The 16,283-nt window shown below is 62.3% G+C and carries 13 protein-coding genes and 1 pseudogene; 5 read left to right on the plus strand and 9 right to left on the minus strand.

The features are described 5' to 3' along the window. The 3 genes and pseudogenes from AC0L2L_RS15695 to AC0L2L_RS15705 form a co-directional block, all read left to right on the plus strand. A pseudogene (locus AC0L2L_RS15695) lies at nucleotides 1-282 on the plus strand (S-(hydroxymethyl)glutathione synthase); the annotation flags it as partial. A gap of 382 nt (nucleotides 283-664) precedes the next feature. Continuing rightward, entirely contained in the window at nucleotides 665-3,046 is a 2,382-nt protein-coding gene (locus AC0L2L_RS15700) for a phosphoketolase family protein (RefSeq protein ID WP_473579487.1), read from the plus strand. Between the two features lie 65 nt (nucleotides 3,047-3,111). Beyond that, complete coding sequence (locus AC0L2L_RS15705) at nucleotides 3,112-4,278, plus strand: acetate/propionate family kinase (RefSeq protein WP_473579488.1); 1,167 nt, start codon at nucleotides 3,112-3,114, stop codon at nucleotides 4,276-4,278. A gap of 210 nt (nucleotides 4,279-4,488) precedes the next feature. On the opposite strand, the gene AC0L2L_RS15710 is transcribed toward AC0L2L_RS15705, so the two are convergent. Genes AC0L2L_RS15710 through AC0L2L_RS15720 form a run of 3 tightly spaced genes read right to left on the minus strand, consistent with a single transcriptional unit; the run spans nucleotide 4,489 to nucleotide 8,046 of the window. After that, nucleotides 4,489-5,304 carry an alpha/beta hydrolase gene (locus tag AC0L2L_RS15710; RefSeq protein ID WP_473579489.1) on the minus strand — a complete coding sequence of 272 codons (816 nt, stop codon included), beginning with the start codon at nucleotides 5,302-5,304 and terminating at the stop codon, nucleotides 4,489-4,491. Between the two features lie 8 nt (nucleotides 5,305-5,312). Further along, nucleotides 5,313-6,800, minus strand: coding sequence for an NAD-dependent succinate-semialdehyde dehydrogenase (locus tag AC0L2L_RS15715; protein WP_473579491.1), 1,488 nt, complete (start codon nucleotides 6,798-6,800; stop codon nucleotides 5,313-5,315). Between the two features lie 19 nt (nucleotides 6,801-6,819). After that, the gene (locus AC0L2L_RS15720; RefSeq protein WP_473579492.1) at nucleotides 6,820-8,046 is read right to left on the minus strand and encodes an iron-containing alcohol dehydrogenase; all 1,227 of its coding nucleotides are present in this window, start codon (nucleotides 8,044-8,046) and stop codon (nucleotides 6,820-6,822) included. Between the two features lie 237 nt (nucleotides 8,047-8,283). Here AC0L2L_RS15720 and AC0L2L_RS15725 point away from each other — a divergent pair, with 237 nt between their 5' ends. Together AC0L2L_RS15725 and AC0L2L_RS15730 are read left to right on the plus strand one after the other, a co-directional pair. Further along, complete coding sequence (locus AC0L2L_RS15725) at nucleotides 8,284-8,982, plus strand: GntR family transcriptional regulator (protein WP_473579493.1); 699 nt, start codon at nucleotides 8,284-8,286, stop codon at nucleotides 8,980-8,982. A gap of 108 nt (nucleotides 8,983-9,090) precedes the next feature. Further along, nucleotides 9,091-9,684 (plus strand): DJ-1/PfpI family protein, encoded by a 594-nt coding sequence (locus tag AC0L2L_RS15730; RefSeq protein WP_027167758.1) that lies wholly within the window; start codon nucleotides 9,091-9,093, stop codon nucleotides 9,682-9,684. A gap of 106 nt (nucleotides 9,685-9,790) precedes the next feature. Here AC0L2L_RS15730 and AC0L2L_RS15735 read toward each other — a convergent pair whose 3' ends face one another. The 6 genes from AC0L2L_RS15735 to AC0L2L_RS15760 all read right to left on the minus strand — a co-directional run bounded on the left by AC0L2L_RS15735 (nucleotide 9,791) and on the right by AC0L2L_RS15760 (nucleotide 16,260). Continuing rightward, nucleotides 9,791-10,534, minus strand: a complete 744-nt coding sequence (locus AC0L2L_RS15735; RefSeq protein WP_473579494.1) for a ribonuclease activity regulator RraA — start codon at nucleotides 10,532-10,534, stop codon at nucleotides 9,791-9,793. A gap of 22 nt (nucleotides 10,535-10,556) precedes the next feature. Continuing rightward, nucleotides 10,557-11,720: a mandelate racemase/muconate lactonizing enzyme family protein gene (locus AC0L2L_RS15740; protein ID WP_473579495.1), complete on the minus strand. Its 1,164-nt coding sequence runs from the start codon at nucleotides 11,718-11,720 to the stop codon at nucleotides 10,557-10,559. Nucleotides 11,721-11,745: 25 nt separating this feature from the next. Beyond that, nucleotides 11,746-12,843: an ABC transporter ATP-binding protein gene (locus AC0L2L_RS15745; protein WP_473579496.1), complete on the minus strand. Its 1,098-nt coding sequence runs from the start codon at nucleotides 12,841-12,843 to the stop codon at nucleotides 11,746-11,748. 12 nt (nucleotides 12,844-12,855) lie between these two features. Then, the gene (locus AC0L2L_RS15750; protein WP_027167754.1) at nucleotides 12,856-13,746 is read right to left on the minus strand and encodes a carbohydrate ABC transporter permease; all 891 of its coding nucleotides are present in this window, start codon (nucleotides 13,744-13,746) and stop codon (nucleotides 12,856-12,858) included. Beyond that, nucleotides 13,743-14,702 (minus strand): carbohydrate ABC transporter permease, encoded by a 960-nt coding sequence (locus tag AC0L2L_RS15755; RefSeq protein WP_473579497.1) that lies wholly within the window; start codon nucleotides 14,700-14,702, stop codon nucleotides 13,743-13,745. Before AC0L2L_RS15755 ends, AC0L2L_RS15750 begins: the two co-directional genes overlap by 4 nt. Before the next feature lie 76 nt (nucleotides 14,703-14,778). Next, nucleotides 14,779-16,260 (minus strand): ABC transporter substrate-binding protein, encoded by a 1,482-nt coding sequence (locus AC0L2L_RS15760; RefSeq protein ID WP_473579498.1) that lies wholly within the window; start codon nucleotides 16,258-16,260, stop codon nucleotides 14,779-14,781. Between the last annotated feature and the right edge of the window lie 23 nt (nucleotides 16,261-16,283).

Here is a 16,283-nt window from a genome sequence, read left to right on the forward strand (position 1 = left end):
GGCTGCGGCGTCCACATGTACGGCCCGGTCGAGCGCGACCATGCCTTCAAGGGCCTGTCCTTCATCCACCCCGAGCGTTTCGAGGAGGACGGCTGGTCGCCGCCGGGCTTCGCCGCGTTTGTCTCCTCGATCATCGAATCCGGCGTCGACCCGAGCCGCATGGCCGGCATCCGCGCCCAGTTGAAGTCGATTGGGCTCGAGCCCTACGACTGCCTCAACCCCGGCCTGATGGATTATATGGCCACCTGGACCGCGAAGAAGACGGGAGCCCTGGCGGCATAGTCCGCATTGCCGCGCTGCGGGGGCGCGGCAGTCGCACCGAAAACGTTTGGCTTGCGGCCGACAAGGCCACATTCCTCGTCGGCGGCCCGTCGCTCAACTCGCCGCTTGTCCGGGTTTCCGGGCAGACATCTTGCCGGAGCCTTCCAGCACGTTCGTTGCCCTGAAACAGAGACTGCCTCTCGCCTTGCTCGATGCCTCGACACCTTCATGCGCTGTTGTGGACTCGAGATGCGGCCGCCTTGGCCTGACGTTTGCGATGGATCAAAGTTCGATCATTCTTCGACCGATAGATCGATAACGGCCAGTCGGTCATGAACCGGCGGCGGCGTCGATGCGTTGTGCTTCAGCCGAAGTCGGTTTGGAACCAGCGAAGGAGTCGGAAATGACCGAGCGTCCCAGCACCAATCGCCTGTCTGCACAGGAGCTTCGCGACATCGATGCCTACTGGCGTGCCGCCAACTACCTGACGATCGGTCAAATCTACCTGCTCGACAATCCGCTGCTTCGCGAGCCGCTTCGGCTGGAGCACGTCAAGCCCAGGTTGCTTGGCCATTGGGGAACTTCACCAGGGCTCAGCTTCATCTACGCGCATCTCAACCGCGTAATCAAACAGCGCGACGCCAACGTCATCTACATCTGCGGTCCGGGCCATGGCGGGCCTGCCATGGTCGCGAACGGCTACCTCGAAGGCACCTACAGCGAGATCGATCCGGATATCTCTCTGGATGAGGCCGGAATGAAAAAGCTCTTCCGGCAGTTTTCCTTTCCGGGCGGCATCCCAAGCCATGCTGCCCCTGACGTGCCGGGCTCGATCCATGAAGGCGGCGAGCTCGGCTACGCGCTCTCGCATGCCTACGGCGCGGCCTTCGACAACCCGGATCTGATCGTCGCCTGCGTCATTGGCGACGGCGAGGCGGAAACCGGGCCGCTCGCCACCTCCTGGCACTCCAACAAGTTCCTCAACCCGGCATCCGACGGCGCGGTGCTGCCGATCCTCCACCTCAACGGCTACAAGATCGCCAATCCCACCATTCTGGCCCGCATCCCCGAGGAAGAGCTGCGTGCGCTGTTCATCGGCTATGGCTACGAGCCGCTGTTCGTCGAGGGCGACGATCCTGCCTTGATGCATGAGCGGATGGCCGTCGTGCTCGATGATGCGCTGAGCCGCATCAAGGCGATTCAGGACACGGCCCGCAACGGCGTGAAGACGGCGCAGCCGCGGCCGAAATGGCCGATGATCGTGCTGCGAAGCCCGAAGGGCTGGACCGGCCCCAAGGAGGTCGACGGGCTGAAGACCGAGGGCTTCTGGCGCGCCCATCAGGTTCCGCTCTCCGGCCTCGCCGAAAACCCTGCGCATCTGAAGATGCTCGAGGAATGGCTGAGGAGCTACCGGCCCGAGACGCTGTTCGATGCCGCCGGGGCTCCCGTGTCCGCGATCCGCGCTGCTGCGCCGCAGGGCGCCATGCGCATGAGCGCCAATCCGCATGCGAATGGAGGCCTGCTGCGCCGGTCTCTCGAGCTGCCGGGCCTGCATCAGCACGCAGTCCCGGTTCAGCAGCCCGGTGGCGTGAAAGCGGAGTCCACCCGTATCATGGGCAAATTCCTGCGTGACGTCATGGCGTTGAACCAAGGCGGCCGGAACTTCCGCATCGTTGGCCCGGACGAGACGGCTTCTAACCGGCTGCAGGATGTCTTCGAGGTGACCGAGCGCGCCTGGATGGAAAAGATACTGCCCGAGGATGTGCATTTGGGCAAAGAGGGCAGGGTTCTGGAGATCCTATCCGAGCACACCTGCCAGGGCTGGCTGGAAGGCTATCTGCTCACTGGCCGCCACGGCTTCTTCTCCTGCTACGAGGCTTTCACCCACATCGTCGATTCCATGTTCAACCAGCATGCGAAATGGCTGGACGCCTGCCGCGAGTTGCCGTGGCGACGGCCGATCGCGTCGCTGAACTATCTGTTGTCCAGCCATGTATGGCAGCAGGAGCACAACGGCTTCAGCCACCAGGATCCAGGTTTCATCGACGTGGCTTTGAACAAGAAGGCGGACGTCGTGCGCGTCTATCTGCCGGCGGATGCCAATAGCCTGCTTTGCGTGACCGATCATGTGCTGCAGACATGGAATCGCATCAACATCATTGTCGCCGGCAAAGCCAATTCCTGGCAGTGGCTGTCCATCGACGAGGCGAAAGTCCACTGCAACGCCGGCATCGGCATATGGGACTGGGCATCGACCGACCGCGGCGCCGAGCCGGACGTGATCATGGCCTGCGCCGGTGACGTGCCGACGCTTGAGACGCTGGCTGCCGTCCAGATCCTGAAGCGCCACGTTCCAGACCTCAAGATCAGGGTGGTCAATATAGTCGACCTGATGACCCTGCAGCCAAAGGAGCACCATCCGCACGGCCTGTCGGATCGCGAGTTCGACGCGCTTTTCACTACGGATAAGCCCGTCATTTTCGCCTATCACGGCTATCCGTGGACCATCCACCGCCTGACCTATCGGCGGACCAACCACGACAACATCCATGTGCGCGGCTACAATGAGGAGGGGACGACAACGACGCCCTTCGACATGACCGTGCTGAATGGGCTCGACCGCTACCATCTCGTGCTCGGCGTGCTCGACCGCATTCCCGAACCGGCCGGGACGCATATCCGGCTGAAGCAGGCCATGGAAGGCAAGCTGATCGGGCACCGGGCCTATGTCCGCGAGCACGGGCAGGACATGCCCGAGATCCTCGGCTGGAAGTGGGAGCAGTAGCGGATGCCGAGGCTGTGCGTCGAGCGGATCACCACTGTCTTCGGCCGGCAGGCGCGGGATAGAAAATGAAGGATACGATCCTTGTTCTAAATGGAGGCTCCTCAAGCCTGAAGTTCGCTGCATTTCAGGAGCGCGAGGAACTTCACCTGTTGGTGCGCGGCAGCGTTTCGTCGATCGGGCACCATCCGCGATTGCACATGGCGCCCACGGCTTTGTCGCCCGAGATGGACAGGGGCTTGGGCGAAAAGCCGATCGATATCGCCAAGGCATTCGAAGCCGTTTCCGGCTTCCTCGCCGACCACGGTCTTTTGCGCCGGATCGGCAAGGTCGGTCACCGCATCGTCCATGGCGGGCAAGAATTCACCCATGCGACGCTGCTCGACGAGCGTACGCTCGATGCCTTGCATGGGCTTGAGCCGCTGGCGCCGATCCATCAGGCGATCAACCTTGAGATCGTCGGCCTTGCCAGCCGGCTTTTGCCCGAGGCCAAGCAGGTCGGCTGCTTCGATACGGCATTTCACACGGCGCGACCGGAGCTTGCCAAGATCTACGGTTTGCCTCACTCGATGTCGGAACAAGGCATAGTGTCCTATGGCTTCCACGGGCTGTCCTACAGCCATATCGCGGCGAAGCTTCGTGACCGTTATGGCGCCGTCGCCGGTGGCCGAGCGATTGTCGCCCATCTTGGCAGCGGCGCGAGCCTGTGCGCCATGAAGGCAGGGGCAAGCCTCGCCACCACGATGGGCTTTTCGACGCTTGACGGCCTGGTCATGAGCACACGCTGCGGCGCCATCGATCCTGGCGTGATCCTGTATCTTCTGCAGGATCGCAAGCTGTCACCCGACGAGTTGTCCACCTTGCTCTATGAGCGATCCGGCCTGCTCGGCGTATCCGGCGTTTCCGGGGATATGCAGACGCTGCTTGCGTCGAGAGACCCTGCGGCGGCCCGCGCCATCGATCTCTTCGTCTATCGCATCGGGCGCGAGATCGGATCGCTCACCGCTGCGCTTGGAGGCCTCGACACGCTCGTGTTCACCGCGGGCATCGGCGAGCATGCGCCTCAAATCCGCCAACGGATCTGCGAGGCCGCTGCATGGCTTGGTGTCGTTGTCGACAACGGTTTGAATCGCGGCGACGAAGCGCTTATCAGCACCCCGGATTCCAGGGTCGACATTCTTGTCATTCCGGCCGACGAGGAACGTGCGGCGGCTGCGGAACTCCTCGGCCTTTAGTGTGCTTTTCTTGCCATCCTCTCAGGATTGGTGCAGGGCGAACGGTCCGAACGGCCTGATTCCCCGATGCGCTGATCGGTCTGCGGCCATCGGCGAGCAGGCGGTAGACGCGAACCGTGCCGAGTTCGACCCGATAGGGCGCCGGCATCAGTCTGCGATGACGAAACTTGAAGCGCCCGAGGAATTTCACTGCGGCGATGAGTGGCGGCGTCAGATTGCCAGCACACGCGCCAACAATTGGCTGGCGTCTGTGCCAGGCACGCCCAGATCGCGAATGCTGCTCATATGATTTGCGCCTGCCAAGCTAGAGCGCGAAACGGCCAGTCCTTGCCGTTCCAGGTGCTCGGCAAACGCCGCAGCCTGACTATGGAAGGGAGGCGTCTCATCGCCTCCGACCGCGATCTCGACCGCCACCGAACTGTCGAAACGATGGCCGATCGGCGAAAAGCTAGTCACCTCCTCGTCAGTGAGCGCGATCTCACCGGCGAGGAAGGAGGTTTGCAAGGGCTTCAGGTCGTAAAGCCCGCCAAGCAGCATGGCTCCCTTGATGGCGGACGGCTCGCTGCTGTCGTTGAAGAGCATGGTAGCAAGATGCGCCCCCGCTGAATGACCGCTAATTGTCAGTTGCCCGGGATCGCCGCCAAAATTCGCGATCCTCTCACCTACCCACTGCCTGGCGCGGCGCACCTGGTCCACAATTGCAGCCATCCTGACGGCAGGCATCAACGCATAGCCAACGACAACCGCGATCGCTCCTGCGCTGGTGACGGTGTCGGCGACGTAAGAATAGTCGTTCTTAGAGAACATGCGCCAGTAGCCGCCGTGGATGAAGATGTGCACCGGCAACGACTCGCGTTTGCCCGGCGGGAAGAAAAGGTCCAGGGTTTCGGCGCGGTCGGGCCCATAAGCGATATCGGGGACCGTTGGGATTTTCGCCCGGGTCTCCGCGCTTTTGCGGCGAATCTCAGCGACTATGTCGTCGAATTCGAGGACGTGATCTCGAGTGCGGAACGGATCTTTGGTCATCTGTGCATTCAGATCGTCACGGCGATGTACTTCGCCTCCATGAACTCGCTTATGCCGTGCTTGTGGCCGCCCTCTCGGCCCAATCCGCTCTGCTTGACGCCGCCGAAGGGCGCCGCCGGATCCGACATCAGGCCGCGATTGAGCGCGATCATGCCGGATTCGATCTTCGATGCCACGCGCATGCCCTTGGCCAGGTCGCGGGTGTAGATATAGGCGGCGAGGCCGTATTCGGTATCATTGGCCCTGGCAATGACCTCCGCCTCATGTTCGAAGCGGCTGATCGGCGCAACGGGTCCGAAGATTTCCTCATGTGCCATGGCCGCATCAGGCGGAACGTCAGTGAGCACTGTCGGCGGATAGAAATACCCTTTCTCGACGGGCACCTCGCCGCCGCACAGGATCGTGGCGCCGCGTGCAACGGCGTCTTGTACGAGGCGATCGATCTTGCCTACGGCTTTCCTCGTGATCATCGGGCCGCATTCGGTTTCCGAATCTGTGCCCGCGCCCATTTTGAGCGCCGCCATGCGTTTACGCAGCCCTTCCGCGAAAGCGTCATGGATGCCGGCCTGAACATAGAGCCGATTGGCGGCCGTGCAGGCCTCGCCGGCATTGCGCATCTTGGCAATCATGGCGCCATCGAGCGCTGCGTCCAGATCGGCGTCGTCGAAGACGATGAACGGCGCGTTGCCGCCAAGCTCCATCGAACAGGAGATGACGTGTTTTGCCGCTTCGGCAAGAAGCACCCGGCCGACGCCGGTCGAGCCGGTGAACGATAGCTTGCGCACGCGCGCATCGGCCAGCATCGCCGCTGTCACCGGGCCTGGATTCGAGGTGGTGACGACGTTGACGACACCGGGAGGCACGCCGGCATCTTCATAGAGAGCAGCAAGCGCGTATGCTGTCAGCGGCGTCTCGCTGGCTGGCTTCAGGATGACGGTGCAGCCGGCCGCGAGCGCCGGCGCGATCTTGCGCGTCGCCATCGCCGCCGGGAAATTCCACGGCGTTATCAGAACGCAGATGCCGATGGGCTGGTAGTCGACCACGATGCGGTTTGCGCCAGACGGCGCAAGGCCGAACTCGCCGGTGATGCGAACTGCCTCCTCGGCGTTCCATCGGAAGAATTCGGCCGCATAGGCGACCTCGCCGCGCGCGTCGCGCAGGGCCTTGCCATTCTCCAGGGAAATCAACACGGCCAAGGTCTCGGCTCGTTCGGTCATCAGCTCGAAGCAGCGCCTCAGGATCTCGGAGCGGCGGCGGGGCGGGGTTTCGCGCCAGCTGGTTGCTGCCCCAGCCGCCGCCTCGACCGCAGCCGCGGCGTCGGCGAGCGTGGCGTCGGGAACTGCCGCGATCACAGCCCCGGTCGAAGGATCGGCCACTTCGATGATGCGGCGGTCGGATGAGGGTCGCCACTTCCCGCCAATGTAGAGCCCATGCGAAAATGGACTGTAGTCGGACATGTCGGAATCCTGCTCGAATAGCTCTGTGGAAATGTTCATTGGAATCGGACTCCATTCCTCACATCGTCGCGGCCGACATGTCGCCGCTATAAGCCGCCCTGACCAGACGCTGCATGGCGGGCAGGTCGAAGGGGCGGGGATTGTTCTTGATCAGCCGGTCGATGCCGAGCGCCTGTCCCGCCGTCCAGTCGATCTTGTCCTCTGGAAGGCCAAGATCAGCTAGCGTCCGAGTGATGCCGATGGCGTTGAACAGTCGCGCAACTTCCTCGATTGTGGCGTCCGCCAGCTGATCGGTGTCGCGGTCCTGGCGATGCAGGCCAAGCGCCGTGCCGATTTCGGCGATCTCCGGCGCTACCGCAGGCAGGTTGTAGGCCATCACGTAGGGGAGCATCGTCGCGACGCCCAGCCCGTGCGGCGTATGCGTGAGCGCGCCGACCGGATATTGCACGGCATGGGCGGCAGCGGTTCCGGCAGTGCCGAAGGCGCAGCCGGCGGCGAGCGCGCCCATCATGACATCGGCGCGCGCGTCCTCGTTCGACCCGTCGTGATAGGCGGTCTCGAGGCTGCGGCCCAAAAGCCTGATCGCCAGCAGCGCGAAGTGATCCGTCAATGCGCTCTTGCCGATGAAGACGTGTTTTTGCGGCAGATCGGCATCGGCGCTGCGTCTTGAAGCCGTGAAGGCTTCGATGGCATGGGTCAGCGCATCGGCGCCTGCGATGGCGGTCAATGACCGCGGGCAGGTTGCCGTCAGGTCGGGGTCACAGAGCGCAACCGCGGCAATGAGGTGGGGGCTGGAGATACCGACCTTGAGCGTGCGCTCAGGGTCGGAAATCACGGCGACCGGGGTCACTTCGGAGCCGGTGCCGGCCGTGGTCGGTACTGCAATGACAGGAAGAGTGGGACCCGGCACCTTGAACTCACCATAATAGTCCTGGAGCTTGCCGCCATGGCTGAGCAGCAACGCGGCGCATTTGGCCATATCCAGGCAACTGCCGCCACCGATGCCGATCACCATGTCCGGCTTGAAGCTCTTTGCTTCCGCAATACAGGCGCCGACGCTGTCGCGAGGCACGTCAGGCAAGGTCCGGTCGTAGACGAGTACGTCGATCTGGGCAGTTTTCAATCCATCGAGGATTTCAAGGAACTCAGGCGTTCCGGCGAGGCGTTCGTCCGTGCAGATGAATGCGCGCCGGCCATATCGACCGGCAATGGCAGGCAGCGCATGGCGCTGGCCTTTGCCGAAGAGAATTTCGCGCGGCAGGCGCACGGCTGCAAACAAGGTCATGGATTGAGATCTTTCAAACAAAGCGATCGGCCAAAGTGGCAGGTTCGTCGCCGACCTGCCTTGGCAAGTTCCCCGGGTTCAGCTTTCGTGGCGGTCCGGGGTCGCGCCAAGCGCGGCGCAGATCCAGAAAGCGTCCCCAGCCCATCCCGTTCATATCCTCTATAAAATCGTATAGGATATCGTATTGAATTGACCGAAGCATCGTGTTAGGGCTTGCTCGTGTCAAGAGGCAAAACGATGCACGACCCGGATATGACCGTCGATAACGAAGCCCGCGCGAGTGGCCGCATCCAGCGGGCCAACAGTCTGGCTGGAGATGTCTATGAGGCGATCTTCGCGCAATTGATGTCGCTGAGGATCCCCCCGGGATCGCGGATAACCGTCGACAATCTCGTCAGAGAGTTCAACGTTTCTCACACACCTATCCGCGAGGCCCTCGGCCGGCTGGAAGGTGAAGGGCTGGTGTTGAAGACCCATTTGATCGGTTATCGCGCCGCTCCGCAGATCACGCGGCGCCGGTTCGACGAGCTCTATGAACTGCGGCTTCTGCTTGAGCCCGCCGCCGCGGCCAAGGCTGCGGCAACCTTGGACGAGGAGCGCCTTGCGGCCCTGCAGGAGGCAGCGGGCGTGATGGCCCGGCGGGTGGGGAAGGACGAGCGCCTGCGCTATGCCAACTTCGCGCGGCAGGATGCGATCTTTCACGACAAGATCATGGAGTTCGCGCAAAACGAGCTCATCCGCGAGACGCTGAACCACCAGCATACGCACTTCCACATCTTCCGCCTGATGTACCACTCACGCGTCACCGAAGAGGCGCTGGACGAACACGAGGCGATCCTCGCTGCCTTCGCCGCGGGCGACGTCGATGCCGCCGCAAAGGCCATGCGAGTGCACATCGAGAATTCGCGGGACCGGCTCCTGCCAGCTTTCGAGTAACCGCAGGCCAATGCCAAGGAATGCTTCCCAGACTCCCCCGTTCCGAATTTCGTAACGCAGCCAAGGCGTTCACGCGCCTTGGTACCTCCAAGTCGAGAAGGAAAAGTCATGCCAGCCAAGAAGATACTGATGCTGACCGGTGAGTTCACCGAGGAATACGAAATCTTCGTCTACCAACAGGCGATGGAGGCAGTCGGCCATACCATCCACGTTGTCTGTCCCGACAAGAAGGCCGGGGACCTTATCAAGACCTCGCTTCACGACTTCGAGGGCGACCAGACCTACACCGAGAAGCTCGGTCACTATGCGTTGATCAACAAGACGTTCTCCGACGCGGAGAAACAGCTCGACCAGTACGACGCCGTTTATTGCGCCGGCGGGCGCGGGCCGGAATATATCCGCACCGATAAGCGCGTTCAGGCCATGGTGCGCCATTTCCACGAAGCCAAGAAGCCGATCTTCACCATCTGCCACGGCGTTCAGATCCTGGTGGCGGTCGACGGCGTCGTACGCGGCAAGAAGGTCGGGGCGCTAGGGGCCTGCGAGCCGGAAGTGACGCTTGCCGGGGGCACCTATATCGACCTGTCGCCAACGGAGGCCTACGTGGACGGGACGATGGTTTCCGCGAAAGGTTGGACAGCTCTTGCCGCCTTTATACGAGAGTGTCTGAAGGTGCTCGGCACGGAAATCCGGCACGGCTAGCGAAATGGGCGGGTACTTGGAGCGAATGGTGTTCTATCCCGGAATTCGTCGCTCCAAGTACATCCAACGGTCCGCCGCTCGCCGCAGATGATCCATGCGCTAATTCTCAATTCTCGATGCGTTTTGTCCTACGCCACTCCTCATACTCTGCGCGGGCATCGTCATGCAGCGGATAGTAGCGTTGCAAGGGTGCGCCCTGCATCAGCTTCTCTCGTGAGAACTCCTCCCAATCGTGGTGCTTCTGCGATTCCTCGATGACCTTCGGAGCCATTGAGACGGGTACCACCACCACCCCGTCGTCATCGGCGACGATGATGTCGCCCGGGATCACGGTGACGCCGCCGCAGGCGATCGGAACGTTGACCGCGTTGGGGTAGATGCTCGTCTGCACATGATAGTTCGGCGTCCAGCCGCGCAGCCATAGCGGCAGATCGAGCTTTTCGACATTGGGCCGGTCGCGCATGCAACCGTCGATGACGATGCCGGCGCCGCCTCTGCCCTTGAAATAGGTCGACATCATATCGCCGAAGACGCCCGAGCTCATGTCGCCGCGCGCATCGACCACCACCACGTCACCTTGCTGCGCATGATAGAGAACGTGCCGGTGCAGTTGCGTCTCGGGATCGGCATATTCTCCCTCACTGAACAGGTCCGGCCGCTGCGGCAGGAACTGCAGCGTCAGCGCCGGCCCGACGATCGACTTGCCATGGTTCTGCGTCACCGGGCCGACCATGTGGGGATTGCGGAAACCCATGTGGCCCAGCGTGCCGGCAACCGTCGCGGCGCCGATCTCCCTCAGCGCGTCGATCAGGTCCTTGGGCGGCCGGGTGATGTCGGGAATATGCGTCATGATGGACTCCGGTTGAATGGAACTACCAGTTGGTGACAGAACCGTCGCGGCGCCTGAGGTGAGGCGCCTCCCAGAAACGGAAACTCTGCGCCTGGACCGCCACTTCGTTGACCTCGACGCCGAGCCCCGGCAAATCGCCGACCGGATAGTCGGTCCCGTCGAGCCGCGGCTGCATGGGGAACAGCTCCGAATTGTCGAAGCCCAGCTTCCTTTCCGGCGCCCTGGTTTCGAGCCAAGCGAAGTTGGGCACCGCGGCGGCGAGATGCACGGTTGCGGCGGTGCATACCGGACCGAGCGGATTGTGCGGCATCAGGTCCACATAATGCGCCTCGCTCCAGCCGGCGACTTTCATTGCCTCGGTGAGCCCGCCGACATTGCAGACATCGAGCCGGTTGAACTGATGGATGCCGCGCTCGATGTAGGGCAGGAACTGCCACTTGCCGGCGAATTCCTCGCCGATGGCAAAGGGGATGTCCGTCATCGTGCGCAGGGATTCGTAGGCCTCCGGCGTCTCGTCCCTTATCGGCTCCTCGAGGAAATCAAGCACGCCGCGGCCGAGCTTGTTGCAGAAGCTCGCTGCCTCCGCCACCGACAGCCGATGATGGTAGTCGATGCCGAGGACGGCGTCGTCGCCCAGCGCCTCGCGCGCCTTGTTCAGCATGTTGGCGGTGGCGCCGATCGACTCGCGAGGCTCGAAGACGTCCTTGCTGTTTTGCCCCAAAGGGAAGAAGCGGATCGCCTGCCATCCTTGGGTGCGCAATTCACCAGCCCGTTCGATGGCCGCATCGCCCTCGAGCTCGTCTCCGGTCGAGGCGAAGGTGGGAATGCGGTCGCGCTGCTTGCCGCCGAGCAGTTCGTAGACCGGCACCCCCAGCGCCTTGCCCTTGATGTCGTGAAGGGCGATGTCGATTGCCGAAATCGCCGCCTGCAGAACGCGCCCGCCTTCGAAATACTGGCTACGATAGAGCTCCTGCCAGATCCGGCCGATCTGCATGGCGTCGCGGCCGATGAGAAACTCGCGATAATGTTCGAGCGCGCCGGCCACGGCCTTCTCGCGGCCGCTCAAGCCGCTCTCGCCCCAGCCGAAGATACCCTGGTCGGTCTCGACCTTGACAAGCATCTGGTTGCGCGTCCCCACCCACACCGGATAGGGCTTGATCGCGGTGATCTTAAGCTTCTCAGTCATCCAGCCACCCCACGAACCGCCTGCCTCAGTCGGCCTTGAGGGCCATTTCTGTTTCGGCGTCGAACAGATGCATCCGCTCCTGGTCGAACTCGAGCCAAATCTGCTCGTCGGGCGCGACGGCAATGGTCGGGGGCACGCTGACATTGACGATGGCGCCGGACAGGAACGCCTGCACGAAGGTGACGTCTCCGGTCGGCTCAACCGTGTAGGCCTTGGCCGGAATGGTGCCAGGGATAGAACTCTTGTGCAGCTTGATCGTCGAATGGCGTGCGCCGAGCACGATCTTCCTGGCGGTCGCTCCCTGGACCTTGCGTGCGTTGGGTTGCGACAGCGCGAGGCTCCAGCCTTCAGCGCTCGTCAGAACGGTGTCACCGTTAGCCGTCGATGCCTCCAGCGGAATAAGGCTCATCGCCGGGCTGCCGATGAAGCCGGCGACGAACATGTTCACCGGATGGGCAAAGACCTGCGCCGGCGTATCGTATTGCTGCAGATAGCCGCCGTTCATCACCGCCATCCTGTCGGCCATGGTCACGGCTTCGAGCTGGTCGTGCGTCACATAGATGATCGTCGCCTTGAGGTCCTGGTGGAAGCGCTTGATCTCCGAGCGCATCTGCACGCGCAGCTTGGCGTCGAGATTGGAGAGCGGCTCGTCCATCAGGAACACCGCTGGATCTCGAACGAGGGCGCGGCCGAGGGCCACGCGCTGCTGCTGGCCGCCCGAAAGTTCGCGCGGCTTGCGCTCGAGCAACTGCGTCATATCGAGCACGCGGGCCGCTTCCTTGACCTTCCTGTCGATCTCGTCCCTGGGGAGCCTGCGCATTTGCAGCGGAAACGCCAGGTTCTTGTAGACCGATTTCTGCGGGTAAAGCGCGTAGTTCTGGAAAACCATCGCGATGTCCCGGTCCTTGGGGTCGAGGTCGTTGACCACGCGCTCCCCGATGACGATGTCGCCCGATGTGACCGAGGTCAGACCCGCGACGAGATTGAGCGTGGTTGTCTTGCCGCAGCCCGAAGGGCCGACGAGCGCGACGAACTCGCCGTCATTGACCGTCAGCGAAACGTTGTTGACAGCTTTGAAGCTGCCATAGGTCTTGACGAGATCTTTGAGGACCACGTGGGCCATCGGCAGCAGCTCCTAGTGCTTGACCGCGCCTTCCGTGAGGGCGCGTACGAAGTATCGTTGCAGGACGAGGAACAACACGACGACCGGCACGCTCATCATGAAGCTTGCCGCCATCAGGCCTGGAAAGTCGGTCGTGTTTTCCGAGAAGAAGCGCTGGATGCCGACCGGCAGGGTCAGCTGTTCGTTCTTGGAGAGGAAGGTGTAGGCGTAGATGTACTCGTTCCACGCGCCGATGAAGGAATAGATCGCGGTGGCGATGATGCCCGGCGTCGAGAGCGGCATCACGATCAGGATGAACGCCTGGAATCGCGTTGCGCCGTCGATGCGCGCCGCCTGTTCGAGCTGCACCGGGATGTTGTCGTAGAAGCCCTTGAGCAGCCAGATCGCCAGCGGCAGGCCAAAGGTGAGATAGGTGAGAACGAGCGAGCCATGCGTGTTCACCAGCCCGAGTGCGCGCATCAGGATGAATAGCGGCACGAGAAAGATGACCGCCGGGAACATGTTGCGCAGCAACACCGCGAAGAACAGGAAATTCCGCCCAGGGAAGGTGAAGCGCGAAAACGCGTAGGCTGCCGGAACCGCCACGATCACCGAAAGGATCGTCGTGGCGGTCGACACGACAAGACTGTTCCAGAAAAAGCGCAGGAAGTCCTGGCCGACGCTGTTTTGCGGATCGAGCAGCTTCTGATAGCTGGAAAGGTTAGGCTGATCGGGCCACCATTGCGGCGGAAATTGCATTGCCGCGAAGCCGGACTTGATCGAGGTGAGCAGCATCCAGATCATCGGCAACGCGGTGTAAAGCAGCATGAAGGCGAGGAAGATGCGCCCGCCCCACCGCCATCCGTCGATTCGCATGCGGCGACGGGCCTGGTTTCGAGGGGCCGTCTCGGCAATCGTGCTCATGCGCTCCCATCCTTCCGCTCGTTGCCGCTCAGCGCGCGGACGTAGAAGTAGCCCAGCGTCATCAGGATGAGGAACAGAAGTACCGAGTAGGCCGACGCCACCCCCCAGCGCTGCCGGCCGAAGGCGAGCTCATAAATGTGAGTAATCCAGATATGCGATGCGTTCGACGGCCCGCCGCCGGTCATGATCCAGGGGATGATGAAGGAGTTGAAGTTGGCCACCGCGAGCAGCAGGATCGTCACCGTCGAGACGTTTCTCAAATGCGGGAAAGTGACGTGCCAGAAGCGCTGCCATGCGTTGGCCCCGTCGACTTTCGCGGCGCGCAGCAGCTGGTCGGGGATCGTCTGCAGGCCGGCCATCATCATGATCATGGCAAACGGGAACTCGCGCCAGATATTGACGACGATCAGGGAGGGCAGCACGGTGCTGACGCTGTCGATGAAATTCGGCGGCCGGTCGGCCAGTCCGAGACCGACCAGCACGGCGCCGATGACCCCGAAATCCGAATGGTAGATCCATTTCCAGATATAGGAGGCGGCGACCGCGCTGATGACCCAGGGAATGATCAGGATGGCGCGCAAGACACCCCGGCCGACAAAGTCGCGATGGAGCGCCAGCGCGGCGGCAAAACCCAGGACAAAGGAGATGAAAGTGGATCCCAGAGTCCAGATCATGGTGTTCAAGGTGACCCGCCAGAACACCTGACTGGTCAGGATGGCCGTGTAGTTGTCGATGCCGATGAAGGTCTTGTCGCGGAGCTGCAGGCCGGGCGGCGTGTTGAAGAAGGACAGCTCGATCGTGTAGTAGATCGGGTAGGCAATCACGATCAGCATCACCGCGATTGCGGGAAGCACATACGCGTAATCGGCGCGATGCTTCCAGACCTTCCGGAGCACGCCGGACCTGGCGGATCGCAATCTTCGACGAGCCTCGGCCTTGCCGGTCACGATCGTCACTGTGGCGTGCCCTTGTTCTCGGGAGGAACCGGCCGCGCTCCTGGCGCAGCCGGTCGGATCGTCGGTCAGGCCGGGACTAGAGTCCGCCGCCCATCAGGTCTTTCACCTTCTTGGCAGCGTCATCCGCCGCCTGGTCGACGGTCATTGCTCCGGTGAGGGCATTCTGCAGCATGTCCGGGATGATGATGTTCATGATCTCGGGAGACTGCGGCAGCGCCGGGAACGGGATGCCGTATGGCAGCATCGAGGTCGTGACGTCGAGGAACTTGATGTTGTCCAGACGTTCCTTCATCCATTTGGTCTTGAAGCCGTTGAGATTGCCGGGGTTCGAGCCGGCATAGGCCATCTTCAGCGACCATTCGGGGCTCGTCCACATGCAGATGATGGCCTTTGCAGCCGGCTCGTCCACCTTGCCGCCCTCGACATATTCGGGCTTCAGGATGTGAATGTTCGAGCCGCCGAACACGACGGCGCGCTTGCCGTCGGGGCCGGTCGGAATCAGGCCGTAGCGCATGTTGTCGATGACGGTCTGTGCCTTGTCCTTGTCGGTGCCCGTCGCCTTCTTCTGGAGGTCGAGCATGACGTTGTAGTCGGACGGGTGCGAGATCATCATGCCGAGCTGGCCGGCGAGAAACAGCGGCTGGTTGTCGGCCTGCTGGTTCGTGAGTGCGGAAACCGGAACCGATTTGTCGCGAACATACATGTCGTACGAGGCTTGCAGCGCCGCCTTGCTCTGCTGGCTGTCGAGCTCGATCTGCTTATAGGTCGGGCTCGCCGCGGTCTCATCGAAGACGCCGCCGCCATAGGCCCACAGCTGCGGCATGAAGCGGTATGGCGTGTTGCCGGCATTCTTGCGCGCCACGAGGCCGTAACCGGCAATGCCGAGCTTGTCGTGGATCTGCTTGGAATATTTTACGACGTCGTCCCAGGTTGCCGGAGCCTTGTCCGGATCGAGGCCCGCACGCTTGAAGATGTCGGCATTCCAGATGAAGGCCATCGTCTCGTTGTTGGTCGGAATGCCGTAGGTCACGCCGTCCCAGGTCACGGCTTTCATGGCGCCGGGCCAGAAATCCTCGGTCGAATAGCCTACGTCCTCGGGCTTCAGCGGCTGCAGATAGCCCTTTGAGGCGAACTCGGTGCCACCCAGGATTTGCAGGCGGACCGCCATCGGCGCGGCATTGCCAAGGAGCGCTGTGCGGAACTTGTCGAGCAGATCATTGTAGGTGAGGGCTTGTTCTTCGAGCTGGATGTTCGGATAGGTTTTGCGGAAGGTCTCGAAGAAATCCTTGTAGTACTGGCGTAGAAGGTCGGGGTCACCCTCGAACACGCCCTGATACCAGAAGGTCAGCCGCCCCTTATAGTCGAGCGGGGTGACCTTGGCGCAATCGGCCGCCGTGTCGAATTCCTGCGTGCCCGCAATAGAGCGCACATATTCCGGCGACCACTTGCTCAAGTCGACCGGCGGCGCGCCTAGCGCCGGCGCGGCCATCAACGATGCCGTTAACGCAGTTGAGACAGCGCCGCGCAGGACGGCACCGCCGAGCGTAATCCTCGTCATAGGTATCCTCCAGTTTCTCTCCC

It is taken from the genome of Mesorhizobium sp. WSM4832, assembly GCF_055811115.1.